Source organism: Desulfuromonas svalbardensis (genome assembly GCF_055389415.1).
Map to the genome: position 1 here is coordinate 2,634,568 of NZ_AP042416.1, position 24,071 is coordinate 2,658,638.

The 24,071-nt window shown below is 43.7% G+C and carries 18 protein-coding genes; 2 read left to right on the plus strand and 16 right to left on the minus strand.

Going from position 1 to position 24,071, the window contains the following annotated elements:
- Positions 1-129: 129 nt before the first annotated feature.
- The 3 genes from ACZ5KY_RS11875 to wecB are packed head-to-tail and all read right to left on the minus strand — an operon-like array spanning position 130 to position 2,732.
- A complete protein-coding gene (locus tag ACZ5KY_RS11875) occupies positions 130-759 on the minus strand; it encodes an exosortase C-terminal domain/associated protein EpsI (protein WP_464244113.1) in 630 nt (209 codons plus the stop codon).
- Complete coding sequence (gene xrtA, locus ACZ5KY_RS11880) at positions 756-1,592, minus strand: exosortase A (protein ID WP_464244114.1); 837 nt, start codon at positions 1,590-1,592, stop codon at positions 756-758. Before xrtA ends, ACZ5KY_RS11875 begins: the two co-directional genes overlap by 4 nt.
- Before the next feature lie 30 nt (positions 1,593-1,622).
- On the minus strand, positions 1,623-2,732 hold the full coding sequence (gene wecB, locus ACZ5KY_RS11885; RefSeq protein WP_464244115.1) for a non-hydrolyzing UDP-N-acetylglucosamine 2-epimerase: 1,110 nt from the start codon (positions 2,730-2,732) through the stop codon (positions 1,623-1,625).
- A gap of 225 nt (positions 2,733-2,957) precedes the next feature.
- On the opposite strand from wecB, the gene ACZ5KY_RS11890 reads away from it, so the two are divergent.
- Both ACZ5KY_RS11890 and ACZ5KY_RS11895 read left to right on the plus strand, forming a co-directional pair.
- Positions 2,958-4,286, plus strand: coding sequence for a VanZ family protein (locus ACZ5KY_RS11890; protein ID WP_464244116.1), 1,329 nt, complete (start codon positions 2,958-2,960; stop codon positions 4,284-4,286).
- On the plus strand, positions 4,264-5,364 hold the full coding sequence (locus ACZ5KY_RS11895; RefSeq protein ID WP_464244117.1) for a CapA family protein: 1,101 nt from the start codon (positions 4,264-4,266) through the stop codon (positions 5,362-5,364). The genes ACZ5KY_RS11890 and ACZ5KY_RS11895 overlap by 23 nt, the downstream gene beginning before the upstream one ends.
- A 50-nt stretch (positions 5,365-5,414) precedes the next feature.
- Here ACZ5KY_RS11895 and ACZ5KY_RS11900 read toward each other — a convergent pair whose 3' ends face one another.
- The 13 genes from ACZ5KY_RS11900 to ACZ5KY_RS11960 form a co-directional block, all read right to left on the minus strand.
- Positions 5,415-5,996, minus strand: a complete 582-nt coding sequence (locus tag ACZ5KY_RS11900; RefSeq protein WP_464244118.1) for a tetratricopeptide repeat protein — start codon at positions 5,994-5,996, stop codon at positions 5,415-5,417.
- Between the two features lie 66 nt (positions 5,997-6,062).
- Entirely contained in the window at positions 6,063-7,178 is a 1,116-nt protein-coding gene (locus ACZ5KY_RS11905) for a glycosyltransferase (RefSeq protein WP_464244119.1), read from the minus strand.
- Positions 7,165-8,547, minus strand: a complete 1,383-nt coding sequence (locus ACZ5KY_RS11910) for an O-antigen ligase family protein (RefSeq protein ID WP_464244120.1) — start codon at positions 8,545-8,547, stop codon at positions 7,165-7,167. Before ACZ5KY_RS11910 ends, ACZ5KY_RS11905 begins: the two co-directional genes overlap by 14 nt.
- Before the next feature lie 249 nt (positions 8,548-8,796).
- Positions 8,797-10,242, minus strand: a complete 1,446-nt coding sequence (locus ACZ5KY_RS11915; RefSeq protein ID WP_464244121.1) for an asparagine synthase-related protein — start codon at positions 10,240-10,242, stop codon at positions 8,797-8,799.
- Positions 10,243-10,251: 9 nt separating this feature from the next.
- On the minus strand, positions 10,252-11,529 hold the full coding sequence (locus ACZ5KY_RS11920; protein WP_464244122.1) for a glycosyltransferase family 4 protein: 1,278 nt from the start codon (positions 11,527-11,529) through the stop codon (positions 10,252-10,254).
- 90 nt (positions 11,530-11,619) lie between these two features.
- A complete protein-coding gene (locus ACZ5KY_RS11925) occupies positions 11,620-13,395 on the minus strand; it encodes an asparagine synthase-related protein (RefSeq protein WP_464244123.1) in 1,776 nt (591 codons plus the stop codon).
- Between the two features lie 56 nt (positions 13,396-13,451).
- Positions 13,452-14,969 carry a hypothetical protein gene (locus ACZ5KY_RS11930; RefSeq protein ID WP_464244124.1) on the minus strand — a complete coding sequence of 506 codons (1,518 nt, stop codon included), beginning with the start codon at positions 14,967-14,969 and terminating at the stop codon, positions 13,452-13,454.
- Between the two features lie 2 nt (positions 14,970-14,971).
- The gene (locus ACZ5KY_RS11935) at positions 14,972-16,852 is read right to left on the minus strand and encodes an asparagine synthetase B family protein (RefSeq protein WP_464244125.1); all 1,881 of its coding nucleotides are present in this window, start codon (positions 16,850-16,852) and stop codon (positions 14,972-14,974) included.
- 73 nt (positions 16,853-16,925) lie between these two features.
- On the minus strand, positions 16,926-18,476 hold the full coding sequence (locus ACZ5KY_RS11940) for an oligosaccharide flippase family protein (RefSeq protein ID WP_464244126.1): 1,551 nt from the start codon (positions 18,474-18,476) through the stop codon (positions 16,926-16,928).
- A 91-nt stretch (positions 18,477-18,567) separates the two neighbouring features.
- A complete protein-coding gene (locus ACZ5KY_RS11945) occupies positions 18,568-19,344 on the minus strand; it encodes a M55 family metallopeptidase (protein ID WP_464244663.1) in 777 nt (258 codons plus the stop codon).
- Positions 19,345-19,530: 186 nt separating this feature from the next.
- A complete protein-coding gene (locus ACZ5KY_RS11950; RefSeq protein WP_464244127.1) occupies positions 19,531-21,591 on the minus strand; it encodes a hypothetical protein in 2,061 nt (686 codons plus the stop codon).
- 21 nt (positions 21,592-21,612) lie between these two features.
- A complete protein-coding gene (locus ACZ5KY_RS11955; RefSeq protein ID WP_464244128.1) occupies positions 21,613-22,992 on the minus strand; it encodes a phenylacetate--CoA ligase family protein in 1,380 nt (459 codons plus the stop codon).
- Between the two features lie 56 nt (positions 22,993-23,048).
- Complete coding sequence (locus ACZ5KY_RS11960; RefSeq protein WP_464244129.1) at positions 23,049-24,056, minus strand: polysaccharide deacetylase family protein; 1,008 nt, start codon at positions 24,054-24,056, stop codon at positions 23,049-23,051.
- Positions 24,057-24,071 lie beyond the last annotated feature (15 nt).

A 24,071-nucleotide genomic window follows, 5' to 3' on the forward strand; every position in this document is an offset into this window, starting at 1 on the left:
CATATTCCCGATAATTTTCGACAAATAGGCCAACTATTCGCTCTCAAATTCTCGAAAATCTGGTCTTAAGTCGTCTATCTCTCGCTACGGCCCGTCAAGTCCGACAGCCTGCGAGACAAACACCTGTAACTACTGTGGTAACACTTCTTTAATATATGGATAAAAATCCTTAAAAAACATTTCCCCTAATTTTGATGCAGTGACATCACCTTCGCGATGCGGCACTGATATTCGAATAAATGCCGAATCACGACGATTATAGAAAATTGAATTTGAAATTTCTGCGAACTTCAATCGATATTCGTTTGTTAAAACTTTTCCCTTCACCTGAAACCAATATAAAAACAATTCTCGTTGTCCGTCTTTCTGATAAATAGCTTCAACAATAGGGAGATCACCAGCACCAACTGTGAACGTTTTTATCTGTTCTGAGATCATCAACCAACCACTCCCGGGAAGACAATGTTTTGGTGAATGAATCGATCCACTTTCCGGGCCGCCACCGTGATAGCCCAGATAAAGTGAAACAGAATTCTGGTTGTCAGCCGCATAGACTCGATAAAGATAATCTGTAGGTCGCAGTTGTTGGAGTACTGCTTCACTAAAACGTGCTTCATCAACCATCGACCATTTAGCAATACTCTGTGGAATCTCAGAAAGAGGTTTTGCAACGGGTTCATAGATATCTTTATGAAACGAAATAAAGAACGCCGCACATGCTAACGCGATATATACGAGATAAAATCGAAACTTTTTCATAACGACCGAACCCTATTCAAAAGCGCGCCGAGTAAAAAAAGGAGAACCATCGCAATTGCAAAAACAGTCATTCCGGCAAATTCATGGAAAAACCCTTGAGCTGCAGCGGCACCGTAAAACTGGGCTAGGATACCGGTTACGATCACTCGAAACATATTTGTCGCAATCGCGATTGGAATTGCCGACAAGATGATCACAACACGTTTAATTGTCGAGGTATGGGAAAACACGGCATAGGCGACAGCCAGTGCTAAAAGAGACATCAGCGAACGTAAACCACTGCACGCATCAGCAACTTCCAGCACTGTTTGCGGAAACATAATGATATTACCCTCTCTCAAGACGGAAACACCGCAAAGCTTAAGAGCTACAACTGAAAATTTTGCCACTAACAGTTTGAGAGGGAAAGCCATGGCATCGTAAATAATATATGGAAGCGGTACCATAAACAGGAGAAACGCCACGGGGAGCAATAGCTGCTTAAAGATTACCCACCCGAACCAAAATAAGATGATGCCAGCCAACAAAAAAACCAAGGATGACCGCATGGTGAAATATTCAGTCCCTGCAAAGCCAAAAATCAATAACATTAAACTACCCAACACAAGGACCAAACCAGCACTGGATGGATTAACTTTTAATTGTTTCAATTCGGGCCATTTTTGCCACACCATATAAACAGACACCACTGGCACTAAAAATCCATGAGAATAATTGGGGTCATTATTCCAATCGGACACCATATCCGGTACAACGGACCAATAGGTCAATACCAGTAACGGCAGTAACGCTAATAGGTGCCAGCGATTTTCCTGTAGATAATCATGCAGCATCTATATCCTCCGGAGCGTCAACAAAACCTCTTAATTTTCAAAGGAATCGATCAATACGTTAATGATACGTTTGGCAGATTTTCCATCCCATTTTTCAGGAATACCACCCTGTGCCTCATGACCATCTAAAACATCAAATGCTGCGCTTAAAATCTTTTCCTTACTGTTGCCAACCATAATGTTGGAGCCAACCTCACAGGTGATTGGCCGCTCAGTATTGGGTCGCATTGTAATACAGGGGATTCCGAGGACAGTGGTCTCCTCTTGCAATCCACCACTATCGGTAAGGACCAATTTGGCATTCATATTCAAATTAAGAAAATCGAGATACCCTAAAGGCTCCGTTATCCAGATCCCTTCAATCTTTTCACCATTAGTGAAAAAATCCGATAACCCGAACTGTTCTGCCATTTTTCTTGTTCTTGGATGGATCGGAAAAACGATGGGTAAACGGTGAGAAATCTCTTTTAACGCTTCAAGTATCCCTTGTAATACCTGCTTGTTGTCGACATTTCCAGGACGATGCATGGTTAAAGTGGCATATTCTCCACGCTGTAATCCTAACTTCTCACCATATGTAGACTCAGCTGCCATAGCGCGATGCTTCATAAGCGTATCAATCATGACATTGCCCACAAAAAAAACCTTATCGTTACTCACACCTTCAGCCGACAAATTCTCGTCAGCAAAGTGATCGGTCGTAAAAAGGTAGTCACAGAGGACATCGGTACACAAACGATTGATCTCCTCAGGCATTGACATATCTCGTGAGCGTAACCCCGCTTCGACATGAGCAACTTTAATCCCAAGTTTTTTCGCCGTAATTGTACACGCCATAGTTGAATTCACATCACCAACAACAACCACTAAATCAGGCATCTGTTGCAGGCAAACTTTCTCGAATTCGATCATAATTTTAGCTGTCTGCTCAGCATGAGAACCAGAACCAACTTCAAGATTAATATCCGGCTTAGGCATACCAAGATCGACAAAAAATGATTGACTCATTTTTTCATCATAGTGCTGTCCTGTATGGACTAACGTGTGTTCAATTTTATCGGGATATTGATTCATAGCCTCGATAATCGGAGCCATTTTCATAAAATTTGGGCGAGCACCAACAACATTGATAATTTTCAAAAACCCCTCCATGGCAATTCAATCGAGACATCAGAAACATTAATTTAATGAAATAAAAGTATACCAAACAATATTTGATCCACAAGTGGCGCAGGACGATCTCAATCGTTAAACATGTGGTCTCACGGTAACAAAAGGGAGATATCAATCGTGATTATTGTTAAGATCCTTTCAATATGATAAATTCATATTTCCCCATACAGCCAAGGAAGAAGTATTTACGCTATGCAGGAAACGACCTCAAATAGCAGATTTCTGATTATATTAATCCTGCTTTATAGCGCCCTGCTAATTTATGCCAGCCTGATGCCGTTTACTTGGGTTGAATCAATCAATCTTGAACATACATTTCAACGTGATTTTTGGTCAGACTGGCCATTTAATTCCCATAGAAGAATAAGCGGTTCGGATTTTGTCAGTAACTTAGCCTTGTACATACCATTGGGTTTTCTGCTCGCGACACATATCACGCTGACAAACAGAACTTCACGTAAGACAACAATCTTTATCGTGCTCATTGTTTGTGGGGGGTTAAGTCTTGGAATTGAATGTTTACAAACGTTTATTGTAAACAGGGTACCGAGTGCCTCAGATTGGCTATTAAACAGTACTAGCGGATTGGTCGGAGCTTTATCTGGCATCATCTTTGGTCAAAAATATTTTTACCGCGCAGCAACATGGTTAACAGATCGATGGCAGCATTGGCCTCTCGATATCTTTACCTTGCTCCTTATCATGCTGCTGTTTGCTGATACCCTGTCACCCTTTCTACCAACAATTAAGCTATCTCAAATTTGGCGAAGTCTAAAACGATCACATTTTGATTTACTCGATGGTTTTTCTCAGCATCCATGGCATTGGTGGGTCATGGTTAAGATGCAAACGTTTCACCTGCTCAGCTTAATGCTATCTTTTTGGAATGGGGCGCAACAGCATCAGCGCCGCTGGGTTAAAATCGCTTGTATGACCGCTCTTTTAGCACTGTGTATGGAACTGATGAAGCCAATGATCGCAACCCGGACTATCAACATAGCCAACATAATTTCAAGCAATGTAGGCTCTTTTTTGCTTGTCATAACTGGCCCGATTGTGATCACACGCATCTCTAGAAAAACCATTTTAAACTTAGCCATACTCTCCATTATTAGCTATATGCTTTACCTTGGCTGGACCCCGTTCAATTTTCACTGGGAATTGCAATCAGTAAAACAAAAACTGCCGGACAGCCTAAAAGAACTGCTCCCACTTTATCATTATGCAATGGGAGCAACCATGGAGCACGCCCGTCTTTTTGTGCAGAACATCACCTTGTCAGGAATTTTGATTTACCTGTTACGGTTACGTTATGACATCTTCGATAGTCATAAAAATAAAATTTATTTTGCCTTGATAACAGGCGTAATAATCGGAGTACTTCAAGAAGGTGGACAACTTTTCCTGATCAACAGAACCCCATCAATGACCGATATTTATTGCTTCATGATAGGTGGATACTTAGGAACTAAAATTCCAAGAAATGACACATTGAGATATGACTTTTCAAAAATTAAATAAACGAATCAAGATTGCAGTCGTTGGTGACCTGCTACTCACAGCAAAGCCAGATAGTAATGAACCGCAACGAGGACTTGAAACGCTATCAGATGAGATACTAGATATTTTTGCTGACGCCGACATTGTCTTGGCCAATCTCGAATGCACCCTGCCAAGCGAAGACAATGTTAAGACAGAACCCCGTGTATTCAGCTCTGTTGAGCAAATTAAAAGTATCAAGGGCAGTGGCATCAACTTAGTTACACTCGGTAACAACCATTGTTTCGACGGCAAGGATGAAGGGTTTAAGCAACTCACCGAACGACTAAATGACTTAGCCATTCCATACTTTGGTGCTGGATTAAACTATCATGAAGCTTCAAAAGCAGCGACGTTTGAAATCAATGGGGTAACTGTGGCATTTATCGCGGCAGTCGATCCGTCAAGCGGTATGAATCAATTTGCGAACAAGGAATCAAGTGGTGTTGCAAAATTGGATCAAGCTGAGCTATGTCAGCAAATTACGGAGTTAGAAAAACAGTATGACCATGTCATCGTTACTCCACATTGGGGTGATGAGCGTTTTCGCATCCCCTCAATGAAACAAATAGAACAATCTCACGCATTCATTGATGCTGGGGCCGTTATGGTGGCGGGACACCACCCCCACGTTCTCCAAGGTTTAGAACAATATCGCAATGCTTCTATCGTTTATTCTCTAGGAAACTTTTTCGCTAATCCCGTTTATTGGCAGAACGGTGATGCGCTAAACTGGAATCGTTTTGAGCGCACCGGTTGTATTCTCGTTGCAGAATTTGATAAACACAGCCTCCTAAGCACTCAACAAATTCCTATTTTTAATAACGGAGCGACCCTTATTGTCGAAAAATCAGGCTGGGGCGACCGTTGTCTCACCAATGTGAACCATCGGCTAGCCCACGGAGTCACACCTCGCAACTACCAACGAGAAGCCTTTCTCGTTCGCACCATTAAACCAATTCTTTCTCAACTCCAATGGACAAAAATTCGCCGTATTCGGTCTGGACATTTTCGCAAGCTTATAAAATTATTTTCACAGGGGATAAATGGGGCAAATTGAATCAAACCATTCAATCTACGATAAAAACCAAGAGATTGATAACACTCAGGTTACAGATCACGTCGACCTTGAATAATTTTTGAATAAAGTATATCCGCTGCTTTTTTGTATGACGGATTGATTTTAACCAAAATATTTAGATCCATTTTCGCCCTTTTGTGATCACCCCAAAGTGCGTAGACTTTTGCCCGTTCCAGATACGCCTTGCTATATTTAGGTTTAAGAGAGATCGTTCTATTAAAATCTTTCAAAGCAAGAGCATATTGGCCTAATTTGTATAACCAGACACCTCTTCTAAAAAAAATTTTATAGTTTTTAGGATTCATCCTCAGGATAAGGCTATAGTCATTGATCGCTTCGTGAATTTTCCCTAAATTATTGGCTCTATTTGTTGCCCGCAAAAGTAATAATTTTTCTGACCTTGGGTATTTCGTAATCCCTTGAGTTAAAAACACATCAGCATCTGAATATTTTTGCTGTTTTATCAATTCTTGTGAATACTGATAACACCTCAAGGCTCGACTAGTCTGTTGTGCTTTAACAGGAACTGCACATAATAGTATTAAAACTATCGACAGATAGAAAAGAAGCTCATTTAAATTATAATTGAATTTTTTATTTTCAAGAATCACATCAATTCCTCTGTAACAAAATTCTTCATAAAAATAACTGTTAAATGACGTTACATGTAAAAAACATTATGCATCTTTTACGGCGGTTTGTTGATATAGCTGCTTGTAATGCTTGAGCATCACTTCGAGGCTGTAAGAGTCCCGAACCTGTTTTAGTCCTAAATCAGCGAAATTCTGCCGAAGAAATTCATCGTTAGCTAGCTCACGAATCGAGCTGACAAGTCCATCCACATCCGCTGGTTCAATAATTTTACCCCATCGGCCACCATCTAAAAGGTCGTCAACACAACCAACTCGTGTAGCAATTGAAGAAACACCACAAGCCATCGCTTCATTCAACGCATTCGGGTGTTGTTCAGAGTCACTGGAGAGTACAAATATATCGAGTTTATTCAAAAACTCTGGAATTTCAGTTATTTTCCCTAAGAGAAAAAGTCGATCAGACAAACCTAGCGTTGCAGCCAGTTGTGTCAATGGTTCTCGCTGATTGCCCTCACCTGCAATGTGGATTTCTAAATCGACCCCCTCTTGCACAAGTCTGGCACAAGCGTTGATGATGAGAGCGTGATTTTTGACTGTTCTCAAGTTCCCTACCGAACCGATCATGAGTTTAGCGTTGTGAGGTTTCTTGACAGGGAAAAATTTCGAGGTATCAACACCATTGGGAATAACGGCAGTACGACTTTTTGGCCAACCCCAATGTGCCACCATCAAATCTCGCGACTGTCGACTAACAGTAAAGAGTTGCGTCGTACAATGCACCATCGCCTTAGATGCCACCCGCCGCCGCCAAGGCATATATCCAGCTTTGCCAAGGCCATGAAAACTGAAGATAAAAGGGACAGGCGGCCAAGTAGCGAACAAACGAGCTAAACACATCTCGGGCCAAGCTCCCCAATTACGCGAATGAATGACATCTGGTTGGATCTCTCGCACCAGTTTTGCCAGTCTAAAGGGCAGTTGAGGCTCGTTGGGTCGGCTATGAAAATAATGAATTTTAGTTTCGCTAGGCAGATGACCAGCAATATCTGCCTCACCTTTCAGGCAGGCAATAGAATGCCTAAATCCATCATTATGTAACCCAGTAATGACCCTCGCCATAGCCAATTCCATACCTCCAGCACCAAGACCTGGCACAACATGCAATACGTGAATTTCCCTATTTTGTTTATATGTCATCATTTTCCTGCCAATTATTTGCTGTGAATTCATCGACCAATACCTCAGGGGCGGTCGATAAAAGAAGTGCATCTTCGTGGGCATTCTCACTGGCCCGTTCCAAACAGCTCGGCAATAAAAGAAACCACCAGAAAGCTTCATAATACATCAGGTGGGCGGTCAGTCCACAGGTGGCATATCCAACAATAACAGCGCCTAAGCCACAACATGACCACTGTAAAATTGAGCGATCTGCATCAGGTAATTCATTTGAAGTACGTAAAACTTTTAAGATCGTCAACAATGCATTAGCAAAAAGGGCCAAGAGTAGAATCAACCCCAACAATCCAAGTTCTGCTATAACCTGAATATAGGTACTATGGGGCGATAGCCCTTGAATATCTGATGAATATAAACCGATATATTGGTTAAAATTTCCTGGCCCCACACCAAGAGGGTGATCTTTAAACATCTGAATGCCCCCCCGCCATGCTTCGATACGCATCATGGTGGAACGATCACTTGCTTCTGCTCCAGCCACAACAGCCCCTGCATGCTTAGATATACTGGCTATACGATGCAAGAATTGAGCATCAGACACGTACATCATCCCAACCATAGCGATGACCATAGCAACGACCAACCGCGACCTAAGATGACGCGGCGCACCGAGAATAATAGCAAGCCCAGCACCGACCAAGGCCAAAACAGCTCCTCGGCTGCGACACAAAACGATCGTGTTCATGGAGAAAATGGCGGAAAGAGCACATAAAATCTTGCCTGCCCACGCAGAGCGCATAAGAACCGTACCGGTTATTACTGTTGATGCCACCATAAATGCAGCCAGAGCATTTGAATCAAGAAAATCAGAACCACCAACTCTGCCATCTAACCGCCCACCAACAAAAGCACTACGGGGAATTCCATAGGCTTGAAGACCCAAAAGCAAAGCGCACAAAACAAAAAGCCATAAAACCTTATCTAAGTTCTTAGGTGTCGTCACTACGTGCGTCATCATTAAACAAAAGATCATCACTTTTGTTAGTTTGATCGAAGGGTGATCTGTAAAGGCATAACGATTAACCGTTTCGGGATTTAATAAGGTAAGAACCCAAATCAGAAACAGTAGCATTAATGCTAATACCTCTTGCCGAACAAACAATTTTTTGAATCTTAATTTATGCCGATTTAATACGATACTTACCGCCGTTAGTGCAGCAAACATCAGGGAGTAACGGATACCAAGGGGGTTCAATGGGGCATGCCACCATTGTTTTTCTGGCCCAATGATGTAGTGCACCATGTAACCAAGAATACCAAGAAGTGGGTTGATCAGTGCACCACCAGCAAAATATAGGAACAATAAAGAAAATCCCAGAGTCCTCAATGACATAGCTCAACTTTCTATCAATTCAATAATGAGAATGACGAACAGTCTGTCGGCTTAACGAGCCGTAGCAAAACAGTTGGCTTGAAACCAGATTTTCGACCATTGAGAGCGAAGAGTGAATCTATTTGTCGAAAATGGACGGGAATATGGGCCAATTTCTATTGTTTCACAGTGGGTTCTTGTAAGGTTCGACAGCCCGCTAACATTAAGGATACATAAGAATTTAAGAATGTAAATCACACCACAACTAAATTAACGATATTTCTTTGCACAATAATAGGCCTTCGAAAAAACCCTATCTGACAAAGTGGTCACATCACCGACATGTTTTACATGGTAATTTCTCCGCACCATCTCCATTAAGCCGAGTTTCAAGATGGTTTCATTGTAATTTAAGGAGTCTAAACTCTCTTTCGTCCATAAACTAAAAACGGATTCGACTTGTCCCATATTGAATATGCCTAAATTTTTCAAACCACCATCGAGAATAAGACCTTTAAGTTGTGGCTTCAGGTCTGTCCTCATCCACGCACCCCACGAATGATATTTTTTCTTCAAAAATGGTCTTTCGTCAATTCGACCACTTGGAGCGATACCCGTTCTTGCCCACGGAAAATCATACAATTGATGATTAAGTCTCTTAAACACTTCAAAATAGACCCCATTTGTTCGACACACTGGGTTTAGAGACCACATTTTGGCAACGGTTTCATCTGCTGTAAACGATTGCTCGACAGTACAAAAATTACCTAAATAATTCATGGCATGCCCAATCATTCTCCGCATATAATTCTCTTGCATGTGAAGTTCATTCATTATGGTTTCTGATTGATCTGGTTCAGAAGCCCAAGCGAGTGCCATATCATTTTGTGCTGCTTGCATACAATCGTTAGCAATGGATCTTTTGACCAAGAAATGTTTGTTTTCGATTTTCGGCCGTGATAATCGGGGTAAATGTTTCCCACTAAACTCCGCACGACCGATACTATCTCCCCAACTTGAAGCGATAATTAAATCCGAGTGATCCACGACCGTCTTGATTTTATCCATCGCGTGGTAATGGACGGCAGCAACCTCTCCACCACCCCAAGTACTGGCAATCTCCATATTGTTCCACAAATCATCAGCACTATATTCAAGGTGAATCCATTGCCATTCCATTATTTTTGCAATTTCAGAGCTGTACACCACATCTCTTGAATCTTTATCGCCCCAAGTCAGAGCAATCACTTCTAAGTTGTTCTCTTTCTCAATTTCTTTTAAAACACCCGCTGATATTCTGCTGTCAAATCCTCCTGACAGGAGCAAAAACACCTTATTTCGTCCATTGATATAAGTGAGAAGTTCTTTTTTAAGGCAAGAGATCAAGTCAGTGGCGATATCTTTGGGTTCTTGTAATACATACCCATGTCTTATCGGGTTTTTCCGTAACACCTCACCATTGGAAGACAACTCGGAATGCCATGGCATCCGATAAAGATTTTTCAATATCGTCCGATCACCCAAAACATAATTGAAGCAGAACAATTCCAATACAGCGACTGGATCAATAACTCTTTGATGTTCATGAATGTTCGGTACAATCTCAGTAAAATTATCTGCAACGAACGTTGACCCTGATTCATCGGTAAAATAATATGGACTTACGCCGCCAAAGTTTCGGCTGCGAATGACGTCATTTTTTCCCATTTTTTTCATTGTCGCCCCCTATGAATCCATCACAAGACGTTCGAGTTCTATCACTTCAGTTTCCATTCTTTCAGTCCAAGACCTAAAAGACTCTGAGTATGATTGTTGTGCCAAGCGTAGGTTTGAAGCTAAAGAAGTATCCTGACAAACCAGATACAAATTATCAGCCAAAGTTTTGAAGTCTTCCTTATCAGCCAACAGAGCGTTATCGCCATGGTTAAGGAGATCGGCGGTGGAGGGATCACTGACTGAGACAATGGGTAATGCGGCAGACATCGCTTCATAAAGCGGGTTGCAGCGGTTCGTAACGTCATTGGTAATCATGAACACATCGGCAACGTTCATCAATTCCCAGATCTGATCATGTTGAACCGCACCAAGCCAGATTACATTCTCAGCAACACCAAGCTCTATTGAAAGCTTAGTTAAACGTTCACGTTCAGGGCCATCGCCCGCGACTAAAAGCTGACAATCACACCCTTTTTCACAAACAGATTTCAATGCATGAAGCATACGATCAATACGCTTCCAGTAACTCAATCTCGAACAGGTGATAATCCATGTGCACTCTTCTCTTAACCCAATGCTGCCAAAACTTTTGACAATGTCAGAACGAGTGGTATTCGGTGGCTGAGTTGGCAGGTCTACACCGTTTTGCCAAAAGCGAAATTTTGACATATCAATGTTTAATTTGTCAGCAACCTCATCTCCCCTGGTACCGTCGTTGGCACAGATCAATAATGAATGGGGAACAAGATAACCGGCTGAGGCAACGGGATAACGTAACCAAACGAGTGGTTTTTTGATTAAATCAGCTAAGAAGGTTCCGTAGAGGCGGGTAACGTTCGGCGCACTAAAAAGTTTACCTAACATCCAACCAGCTAAGGATGCATATTGATTGTGCGCATAGACCAGATCGAAATGACGCTTTTCAACAAAACGCAACCGAAGTGCAGTAAGGGTCAAACTCAGGGTCAAAAACAAACATAAGGTCAAATTAAGCAGCCAACGCAACAGATAAGGAAGTTCTTTCCCTCCCCCTAACCGTCGCGCAAAACGACGCACCATGGCAAGAGCAGGGGCCCATCGGCATGGCATCAGGATAACGTTGTAGCCCTCATCATCGCGGACAGTCACGAAGTTAGCATGATCACCAATGATATTATATTGTGGCAAAACAAGTAATACCTCGTGCCCACCCCGTACATGACCACACAGTGTTTCTCGCAGCGAAGGCATCCCCCCTTTTCCCTGGAGAGGCCAAACTGGCAAGGCCGATATGTGCAATATTTTCATTTTCACAAGACTCTCCTCTTCTGTCGACAATCTAGATTTGAGTGTTCAACGCTTTACTTTAATCCACCAATAAACGTTTTTAAACGATCCTTATTCCACGCCATCGGGAAAGTAGCGATCAAACCATTCACTCATCACCGCATTAGCTGGGTTGCAAAGGAAGAATTTATCGTCGCGACCAATAGATACTTTACCAATGTCTTTAAGAATACGAGGAAGTGCCTTGCGGCGGTTATAGATCCATAATTTCCCCTGCGCCATCTGCCTTAGACCCTGATATAAATACTGGCGTTTCTGTCTAAGGTAATTGATCTCGTCGAGGTGGTAATCGCCACGATTGATCTCTTTTGTCGTTAAAACAGTGCGCAATTCGGGATACGCTCGGTCTAAAATCATCCGGTGCAATTTACCGTCTAATTTCAGTTCTGGCGGGATACTCATAGCGAAATCAAAGAAGTCATTATCAGCAAAAGGATAAAAACTCTCAGCTTTAGGCAAAACCATTTTAAAGGCAAACAAACTGATCGCTCGTGTTGTGCGCATCGTCATATAGGTTAAGCTGATCAAGTTAGGATGACCTTCAAATTGCTGAAATTGTTCCCTAAGCGAATCATAGAGAACCTCACGATCAAGATGCTTCGTAATGGAGGGGTGAAATATCGGTGGCCAATGTTCCCGATCTACTAAACCGCGAACCAACTGATTAAGTTGACCACTTCTAGCAAGTTGATAATCTTGATGGTTCAAATAGACAGAGGCCAAACAAACATCACCGAGAATGCCATCAAAATTGATATGCGGTTTACTTGGCAGTGCGTCAACCAATGGCAAAATCCATTCGTGAAGATCCACCTCATAATCAACTTGGTCGTGAGCACGAGGCCAATAGCGACTTAAAAATCCCTCTTTGGGCAGCGGAACAAAAACATGGGGAATGCCAAGAGTATCAGCCAAATCTTTTGCCAGAACCTTATCTTCAACGGAGGGTTTAAACCCAGTCGTCGTATAAGCGGTAAAATCTAGACCTTGATGTTTAAGTTCTGCAGCAATATGACGTGAATCCTGGCCGCCACTTAATAGCAGCATGTGCTCTGAATCTACTGCCTGAATACGACGCTGAATCGATTGGCGAAACAGATCAATACAACCATCAATCGCCTCATCCAGTGTCATCTCCTCTCGAACAACCACCTCCTTCGGACTCCAGTACCGAGAGAGGTGCACACTGTTGTTTTGAAAAACTAAGACTTCCGCTGGCTGTAATCGATAAATTCCTTCAAATAAGGTTTCATTGCCAAGGGTATGACCAAGATGAAGAAACGAGTTGACGGCACGCCAATTTACCTTGAGAGTGGGTAACTCGGTCGCCAAAATAGCGCTCAAATCGGAAGCAAAAGCCAACATTCCGTGCTGCTTGTCGTGATAATAATATAGCGGCCGAAAACCGTAGCGGTCTCCAGTCAATAGCAATTGATGCTCTAAAGGGTTCCACACCGCCAGTGAGAAAATCCCATTTACATTCCGAAGTTCTGAAATATCCCTACGGGTCACCAAGGAACGTAAAAACTCACCGTCATTGCATTGATATTGGAAGACAGCTCCCAGTTCAGCAAGAGATCGGCGCTCAGCGTCATAATCAAAGATTTTGCCACAGAAAACAGCTGAGACAGTGGTTTCGGCATCAATAAGGGGTTGGTGCTGTCGATTGACAGCACCAATGCCAAAATGACCTAACCCTGCCACATGACTCAACTGAGTATCTTTACGTTGGTAGCATGATTGCCACGATGTCTCGTACATCGATTCAAACATCGTTGCGAGCTGGTCACTGTGATTTTCTGAAATCAAGCCACAAATCTTTGACATACAGACAACCTCATCAATAATAAATTTTCAACGTGAACATCTCTCAACGGATCAGATCACTTCTCAACAGTATCCTGAGGATCTGCTTCAGCTATAAAGTCAGGAAGTGATTCAACGAGTGCAGCCCCATATGTTTGACTCAGCTCACTATTGGACCATCGAAACAGAAGCTCAGCAGATGTGGACATAGCGTCTTTACGTCGCCGCCGTACCGTTTGCGTAAGAGACCGAGGCAAGTTGGCCTCAACAAGGTGAGCAAGGTTAGCACCATGGCGCCGCAGCCATATAAGCGCTCGCCTTGATGGCGGCACTCCCTGTGCGATCAAAAAGCGTTGAAACGATGCCACAGCATCTGGTGAATAGGGCCAGAGCAATGCCTCGTCATGCGAAGTATTCTTTTTTCGCTGACCGAATGCAGCACGTGGAACACCAGCCTCCTCAACTAATCTACGCGGAATCGGTCGATCGTAATCCCCTTCGATCGACCATGGCTTCATTTCTTCAGAAGCGGTTATATCCCACAGCTCTTCGAGATGGCGCATCCCAAAAAAGGGGAGTGGACAATGAAATATCCCCTTAAAAAGACGAAACTCACCAAGTCCACCAAGGGAAAGACCAGTAAAAACAAAAGGATCACGGCGACTCCAACGGGTACGACTCCACATCTTGTCACCGTATGGCGCAGTAAAAAAAAGACTCAGCGGTTCAGGATAATCAAACAGAGTCCAATTGAGAATTCCTGCCCGTCCTGAAACGGACCAAATGGTCTGTTCGAGAGGATAAATATTGGCAGTGCGGTTGTAGCTAGCACACTCTAAACCAAGCGCACGTGCCACCTCTTCGCCAGAATCTGACCCGCGCCAGATACTTGTTGACTGCTTGAGCGTTACCGCCTGTTTACAGCCAACACGACGTGAAATAACGGCTGCAGCTGAGGAATCATATCCTTTAGAAACAGTAACTAAGGGTGTAATACGATTTGAACGCTCAGGCGCGTACATATTTTCAGCCAAGGTATCGGCACTGTTCAGCAGATAATTTGAATAAGTTTCATAGCAGTCAAAAGTTGGCGCGGTATCGACCTTATCGACCTCACTCAACTGCTTTCCATCCCATAATAGATTATTAAAATAAACGACTGAGAGATCGCCATCATCGCACGGCATTTGCCGTTCATAATCGGCAACTCCGCGCATAATTGAATCGATATTTCGAACGCAAGAGCTAGGCAGTGCGTCAATTGATATACCTGCCGTCGCCAAAAGCGCTGGGAACGAATTGGCGACATACCATATATCACCACGACGATAGTGCCACAGGCGATCTAAGGTCGTGCCAGAGCTGACAAAAAAAACATGATTCTCACGACAGCGGATACCACTACCAAAGATCAGATCGGTTTTATCGAAATCTCCATGAGTATAATCACCAGCCCAAACAGCCTCGACACACCATTGATCATTCGCTTCAACGTAGGGTCCATGAAAAACGGTAATGGTGTCGATTAACGGGGTAAATCGTGCAACCCAGGCAAGCTTTGGCCATTTAGCTACAGGTTTTAGATTTAATTTCATCTTTAATTACCCACATCTTCACGAGAGATATTCTGTGTAAGAAAAGTCTCTGCATTTGAGGTCGTCAACGTCCCCTCCATTACCCAGCGCCATGTTTGCCAATAAAACAACATTCGACGGGCTAACCGCGTCTCCCAACTATATGGAGCAACCGCCTGCTGCAACGTTCTTACCGCATCAGAATTAAGATCAGGATGATCTGGTGAAACCATGCTAACCACCATGTCGAGCATTGCATTGTGTTCACGAGTGGAAGGTGAAACTAGTCCCCATTTTTCGAGTAATGGCCCTGCTACAGGTACTCGAGGTAAACGATGCCAATAATAACGACACTTGTGTCCGAGCGAGTTATAGTGCTCCCGAAGCCAAAGTTCAGGCGAAAAGGATTTACGGCTCAGCAACTTACCACCGGAACAGATGGGTACAGTTATCGCTTCAGGGAGGTAATGCTTGTAAAGGTGGAGATATAATTTCATATCGGCTGTCACACTGAGAGGAATTTCTCCAGCCAGATTCCATAGGTCTTTGCTCAGCCCTGGAGTAAAAGGCAAAACAGTATTGGTATAAACAGTCGTAGGGCTTGGCGCGAGATAACGCCTCATCTGGGTGTTCATCTGAAAGCGGGCCGTACCAAAATCATCATCAGTAAACTTACCCATCTCAGAGGTAAGTTTCTGTTGAAAGTCCTCATACATTTTCTGGCCAATTGCTGGAGAAAAAATGGAAAAGACCGCTTGCCAGTGTAGTGAATCTCGGTCGTTACATCGATCTTTAAGATAGGGGGTGAAACCACCGGCGACAGGATAAGATGCTGCAAAGGCAAACCCAGGGCCTAAACCTTCCCATACCGCTTTCATCTCTGGCTTAAGTGCCGCAGAAACGTTAGTGCTCATATACAGGAGCATACTCGGGATGGAAACTTCCTCCATGACGAGGTAGCGAAGATATTCTGGCGATGAATAATAATTTTTAGCGGGATAAACGCGAGAAACATCGTGACAGTTTAACTTTTCAGCAATTCGCAGCGCGATTTTGCCATCAATACCAAAACCAAACTCTGGGTGCTCTAACGTCATCGCCTTACAATCAATATTGAGCCGTTTGAGTAGGGTCAGAATAAGGCGGGAATCAAACCCGCCACTGAGTAAAACAGTTCCCTGACGAGAATGCTCTGCATAACATTCGATCTCACGCTGGAGGATTCGCAACATCTCTGGGATATCAACATCTTCCAGAGTCATTTCAGGCCGAGGTTTAGGGAGAGACCAATATTGATTAGCATCAATAGAACCAGTCTTTGCATCGATGACCATTACAGTTGCGGCATCGACAAGTCGTACGCCTGCTAGTTGAGTGTGGTCGCCAATATTAAAACCAAGGGAAACAAAAGCCCCCCATCCCACCGTATCCAGTTCGACATCAACAAAGCCACTGGCGGGAAAAGCCTTTAACTCGGTAGCCAACACCACCACATCGTTATTGCTAAAAATGTAGTGGGGCTGAATGCCAAGACAATCATTGACGATCACCAGTGTATTGTTTTCAGCATCCCAAAAAAGCGCAACAAAGGCACCATCCAAAGATTGTAGTTCCCGAGCCGCATGATGATAATCACCCGATAACACCTCATCCAGTTTTGTATTAAGGCAGCCATCCAGATAAATCGGAACACCACTTAGTAATAGGATATTCCCATGTTTGTTTTTTCTCTGAAGTGGGATTGCAGAAAAGAGTTCGGTGCCCGTGACATAACCGATAGCACCACCAGAGACAACGGTGACTTCAGCCAGTTGATCATCAGTAAGGCTCATGGAGCGAGCCATACTAGCAACAGCATTGCGACAATCAACGGACGAATTAGAGAAACAAGCGGCTATCTTCATACAAAGAACCTCCACCTCTTTTTATAAAATATGGCATCCCTATAAAAACAAAAACCGAGACAACTTTATTGCTTCAAAAATTCCCCTCAGCAGTACTTCGAAATTTACCGAAGATAATTTTCCTATCATCACTCGGCACAAGAAACAAAAGAGCGATTGGGCAATACAACACCACCGCGATGGCAACCTGTATAAAAAATTCCAGCCAATTGCTACTCGGTAAGAGTCGCTGGACACTCAATGCCGCCACGAAAAAACACATTCCTGCAACAACCCCTCGCCCACCAATATCAGAGATAAAATACCAAATATTTATCCCCATTTTCTTACACGCATACAGCGGCAATACGGCCGTAGTGGTTAAAAGACGAGCAACCAGAGTACCTAAGGCTACTCCAGCAAGACCAAGGTCGAAAACAACGACAAAAACAACGGAAAGCACTAAATTCGTGAGTGACTCAACAACCGTCATTTTGGCCGCAAAACCAATATGCCCCGTTGCTGCGAGAACCGTCCTGCTACCAAAACCAAACAGAGTCAACAATTTGGAACAGGAAAGTATCGCCATCACCTGTGCCGCAGTATTCACTGCCTTAAGAGGAAAAACATCGGGATGAAACATCCACAATTTTATAAAAGACTCACAAAAAACTAAATAACCGACATACATTAGCAGGCCTAAAACCATGGATAAACGAACCTGTCTAAAAACAAGTCGGCGTGCCGAATCCATCTCACCCGATGCGATCGCCCTTTGCAGTGGGGGGAACAGGGTCGTGGTAATCTGACCCAGAAGAGTGTCGGAGTAATAGAGCAACATCGCCCCAACACTGTATATGGCAACCGCCTCAAGGTTGATCAAATTGCCAACAAGGATTAAGTCGGTTTGGCCAATGATCTTGCCACAAATAGCGATAGCGAAAGCCCCGAGGCCATATCGATACAGTTCACTAATGCGCTCCCGCTTAAATAACAGTGGCCATAAACACAGGCCATGATGAACGCGTCGAGCCAGAAAAAAATTAATGACTAAACCAACAATGTTACAGCCAATAACTGCCACAGCCAGTCCCACCAGACCAAAACCCCAAATCAAAGCGAAAATCGTCCCAAGGGTCCTTACCGCCAGCATCACCAAATCTGAACCACGTGCAAGATCAAAACGGTCATGGGCTGACAACACACTTGAGAGTACAGTGCGAACAGCTGAAATCCAGATATTTACCGCTAAAACTGGCAAAAGTATGGCCACAGTTAAACGGTAGTCCTGCGGCACCGAAGGAAAAAATACGGGGAAAAATGCTCCAAGAATGCACCCCGAAAACAAAATCAATCCGCCAATAGCGGTATACATCCCCAAGCCAGTACGAATCGTTTCGTCGACTTTATCAAAATCTTTCTTGCCAAGATAAAGGATAATATATCGTCCAGTACTTGCCCTAACTCCCAGATCGAGAATCCCCATATAGCCAGTTAAAACGGTTAAAATTTGCCAAATACCATACTGAGTGGCTCCCAGAGTGTGGACAATAAACGGCGACAGGAAGAACATAACCACAAGGTTACTTCCATGGCCAATCCAGTTGGCAAACAGATTACGTGTAATAACTTTTGCACTAGTCATTATAAATTTGGTTTCCTGATGCTTTTCATGAGGTCAAAAATTCAATTCTTTCAGAACTTAAACGTCCACAAAACGACCTGTTCATCCTTTATCAACATTTCCATTCCAGCATATTCGGCAACAAAGATCTGAGCGTTTTCATTCCTGACAAACGCCACCTTGGCCGACGAATTCGCGCCTTGATTAGTTGGATAAATTGTTCAAATTCAATCTCAATCTGTATTGGATTGTTAAACAGAAAGGGCTTCATCTCAGTCAGCGCATCAACCGCTAAGCACACCGTTTCATAGATCTGTTTTTCAACGACCTGTGGATGTTTGCTAAAGGCACAATGACGCCCCAAACCTCTTTTAGTCTCTACTGTTTTAACCCAAGGTATAAATTGGGTTGCTTCTGCACAGCCCTTATCATCGCTGGCGACAAAAATAAGCGGCACATTTAGTTCACCAGCCACCGCCGCATCAAGTGCAATCTCACCAACCTCTATACCATTGACGCGAATAGCATGATAAGCATCGGAGCTGTAAGTGTGCGCTAGAACCCCATTTGCGGTTCCTGACATGGCGTGATAACCGATCATCAATACCCCAGAATAGGTTTCATCAAGCTCAGGGAAGCGACGATTAAACCCCACCCCTAGTAGTATTTCGCAGCGTTGGTCTAATTGATCAAAGAGAATATTTGCACCATCTCCATGACTGTCCCAAACAACAACCTTTTCGGCACCGACATCAAAAAGGGCTCGAACAGCGGCATTCGTCTCACGGGTCGCTTGCTCCCTCGCAAACACCATGTTATTCGAATGGCTAAGTGATCTCCCCGGTTCACCGACAACACAGGCAGCACCTTCACAGTCAACCGCGATCATAAATTTCAAATTCCCACCTTACCAATTCAATAAATAAATCATTCTTAAAATCAATAGCTGTGGTGCCACCATAAAAAAATTATCCTGTTCTATTAAAGCTAACCGATAATCAAACTATTAAAAGGGCTTTAACCTAATTTTTGAATTATTTCGTACAACATCAGTCACTATCCACGAAAAGCCAATTTAATGAGTACTGTTGTCGCACTGAATTAACACATCCCTCACACAACGATTTCCATATGGATCAATGAGCTCCAACTGCCAAGTCCGGCCACAAACCTCAGTAACTAGCCCCAAATATCCGTAAGGTTGTGATTCAAAAGTCGGACAAACAACAGTATTTACATCAGCCAGTTTAGCTCGTAACTGAGCTGTTTCTGGGACATCAGGAGTGCTGACAAGGTTGACCATCAACCAAGCCTCTTTTTCATTGTTTTCACCCTTTTTAGTCCAAACACGAACAGCCAAAGTCTCATCAAACATAGGTACTGAAACATCATTAACAGGAATGATCGGCAAGCGATAAAGCGGATCACCAACGAACGTTGCAATCCACCCGAGGTGGACTTGATTCATCAAAAAAACTTCACCGAGGCTTCTACCTTGAATTAGATATGGATAGAGAATTTCATCATCCCACCAACTTTTATTATGAATATGCGGGGCGCCACTATAAACTCTAGCGGCACCAATCGTTGCTGTTACACCACGTGATAGATCGTGCAACATTTCACCCCGATTCCAACCATTGTGCGAAATCACTGTTCCCCCTATCCCTCCGGGGAGATAGACAGGGTCACGATTAAAGTAGGTTTCAGATGGTGCTAAATGGAAAAGCTCTAAGGAGCATTTACTTCTGCCAGTATTATAAAGGTGGTGAAAACCCTTTTGCCAAAGCCACTGGCCAACTTTAGATTTACCAACTTGTTTTTTTTGTTGCGCTTGTGACACCTCTGATGACATTCCCATTTGCGGGCCAGCGAACTTTGACGCATAGACCGCACGATCAATCAAACCACGTGCTTGTAATGGATCAGGTGCATCAATACGCATGACAAAATATAAATGATGATCGCTATCTTTTCTTCTATTTTGTTGGCTAAACAGCGGTGGATCTTGCAAATTTACAAATGATTTTTTGTCATTCTGATACAATTGCCGATGGACAAACGGATTTGCTTTACCAAAGAGAGGCCACGCTTGTGGTGCTCGAAAGAAAAATGGGGTAAACGGTCCCTTAGCCACAAATCGATATGGTTTTGGTTGCACACCCATCACCTTTTCGACATCATAATAAAGGAGCTGAAGACGTTGACCAAAATCGATAATTGACCCAAAATCATTCAGCTTTTCGGTAACTCCGCAGGCAATACCATAGGGGGAAGTGGCCGTTCGTGGCAGGCCATAGGCGACAACAATAAAAAGGATATGATCTTTAAGTAAGGTACCATCAGGACGTGAATTGTCGGGATTTTCAAGAAAAGCCTTAAGTGGTAATTCGATATCTTCACGGTAGTTTTGATCGTCGCGTCGCCCATCACTGCCGGTGCGACTGAACGTCACATTATCAATGTCGGTATAGATTGTCGCCCATGTCGACTTTTTACCATCAACTGTTTCACAGGAGGCTTGAACCTTTACTCTGCCAGCGGAAAAGGACCTTGCGTTCAAACGTATGGTCCAATCGTTACCGTAGTTACCGCTTACCTGACCAGATACCTCGATTAAACCGTCTTTCACTATGATAAGTCTGGAACCACTCTCTGGTTCGAGCCAAAGTTGAAGTGTTTCAACATTCCAATCATCTGAGCCACCTGGTAGCGTAAATTCTACTAAACGACTATCTATAAGTTCACTTTCAAGAGTTGCGGAATCAACCAACCAACGCCGTTTAATTAATTCAACGCCAGCTCGATTATCGTCACTGTTCTCCTGTAAATGGTGCTGATTTAAATGACAAACTTCGTCAATAACTTTAATCCCATGCTGACAACTAAGCCCAAGAATATAGGGTTTTTCACCACTATTGGGATCAGTATGCATACGTACATAATAATCGGCAATCTCTTTTGAATCCTGCCCTGTTTCAGTCAGTGGCAGATCTTCCGTCCAGTCAGCGTTGTAAAGAACTAACACTTGCGACGGTTCAATGGCGCACCAACTGTTTGCGGGATAAAACCCGACAAAAAACAACAGCAGCATAAAGTTTACGGCGAAGATATGTCGTTGAAAACGCACACTCATAAAATCTCAACCTTTTAGTTGCTACACTTCAAAATTTCTGTCCTGATACAACGCTTCAGCAACCTTACTGATGACAGGGCGATATTTTCCAGATTTCGCTGGCTTGATCTCTTCAACCAATTCAACGTCAATGTGGTCATCACCACCAAGGCGCTGGGCGGCTTTTTCCTTAACCTGATTGAGACCATCAGGCGGAAACTGATCGTTGACGACAAGGCGAATGAGAATGGTGCCAATCTCTTCCTGTACCACTTGAAATTTGACAATCCCTTTGACCGAACGAGCAATATAGATAAATGAATAACCAACCACCCATTTCCCCGCTTTGGTCACAATGAACTCAACAGCGCGACCACCACTTATCTTTATTGAGGAAAGATTTCTGCCACAATCACATGAACGATTCGACAGGGTGACGATATCGCCAGTACGGTAACGGATGATTGGAAAAGCTGGGCTAACAAGATTCGTCACCACCAGTTCCCCTTCACCGTCAGTCGGTTTAAGGGTCACGGGATCGATCGTTTCAAGAAGTACCTGTTCATCCATACAGTGCATCGTGCCATGCTTGCATTCATGACCAATCAAACCAGCCTCACGCAAACCATAAGAATCGTAAACTGGCACACCAAAGCCATTGGATATCAATTGACGATCGACATCAGAAAGCATCTCACTGGTGGTCACAATCACCTCAAGACCACGCTGATTCAACCGTTTCAAATCGAGCCCCAAAGATTCTGCCATCGTCACCGTCAGAGCAAGGGTGCTTGGGTAACCAAACATACATTTCGGTTGCCACGCCTGCCACTGATCGTAATAACCTTTCAGGCGCTCTGAGGTCACTTCGAAGCCATTAGTCAGGCCATCATTAATCAACCAATCACGCACCCGTTTAATTCGATCCTGCTTATTCAGTTCAATAGGTGAGCCCCAGTAGTAGAGTTCTTTTTCCCCACGGCGAACACCAAGCCATTGATGCCCCCGCATACGGGCGGCATTGATGTGTGCTTCACGGGTCGACGAGGTGTAGAATTCGAGGGCTTCATTGGTGGATCCACTGGTACGAACCAATTGAATCCGTTTGCCTGCCCCCTTCCAAACCATTTTTTCACGTTGAGTACGAATGGTATCTTTCGTTAACAAGGGGAAGCGCTTCAGGTCATCAAGTGAGGTGATGGACGCGGGAAGGATCTGTGCCGACTTCATCAATTGATACCAATAGGGGCTATGGATATAGGCTGAACGGATCGTTTGCTGTAATCGCCCGAGCTGCAATTGCCGCATCTGCTCCTGTGACTGAGTTTCAGACGTGAGCAATTCGTCAAGAATTTTAAAACTCGGACGACCGAGAAGGTTCTCTTGTAGATGGAAAATATTTCTGGCGATGATAGAGTGCATAAAAACCTCTCAATAAAATCCATAGACCCAAAAGTTTCAACGGCAGTTCAAGGGATCTAAAACCAATAAAAATTGTTGATCCCTTGAACAAACTTCCTCGTTAATGCGCGAACAGGCTTATTGATTCGGCACGGTGGCACCGCTTTAGGTTGGTATTTTTTGTCACGAACAAGTTGGCCCAACTCGGTAAACGTTCTTGAGGGATATTCTGTTCGGTTATCATCAAGCCACTGACAAAATTTTTCAAAACGACGTAACACCACGTTATTCAACTTACCGTTGTTGTATTGTTTATCACGCACCTTAAACAGGCTAAAGCTGTGTAAAATCACCACGGCATCACCACCTGCATCACAAATCATTTTCACCGCATCGCGACATTCTTCAAATGAAGACCCCATCAGGTCGACAGGCTTTGCAGGATGGAGACCGGGGATATTAGGTTGTTGATACGCCGACAAAGCAACCTCCAAAACATCGCCATACCACTTCGAACCATTATAATGTTCTCGCTCCATAAAACGGCACTGGCCACCGACATAGGGAAAGGTATAACTACTGTCGATCCAAAGGCCTGCATCGATAAGAGCGGCTAAGGTCTCTTCTGATGCGCCCATATTTCCAGCGCGAAAAGCGATCGGTCGCGAACCCGTCCACGACTCTAAAAGATCAGCGCCAGCAACAATAACCTCTTTTTGTTGATCACGACTTAAATCGGCCATCTGATCGGTTCGTTGATAAGGCTCACCGCGAAGGTACTGGCCATAATGAACATGGTTAGGATGAATATGAAGTTGAACATCCTGCCCGTGATTCGTCAAAAAACGGGCGACCGGTTCGGTCTCATGTGGATAACCAAGATCTTCATTGAACGGCTCAAGAAAAAATGTGGCCTTAAGATCTGACCGTTTTAGAACGTCACAGATGAGTGGAACACCAAACTGATTTGGCCCATATTCGCCCATCATCCCCAAGCGGGGCGGAATTGGACGAATTGACGGATCATTCCATGCGCCCCCCATGCTGCACTCAACATCAAATGTAATAAAAATACCGGGCTTCATAGCACCCCATTTATT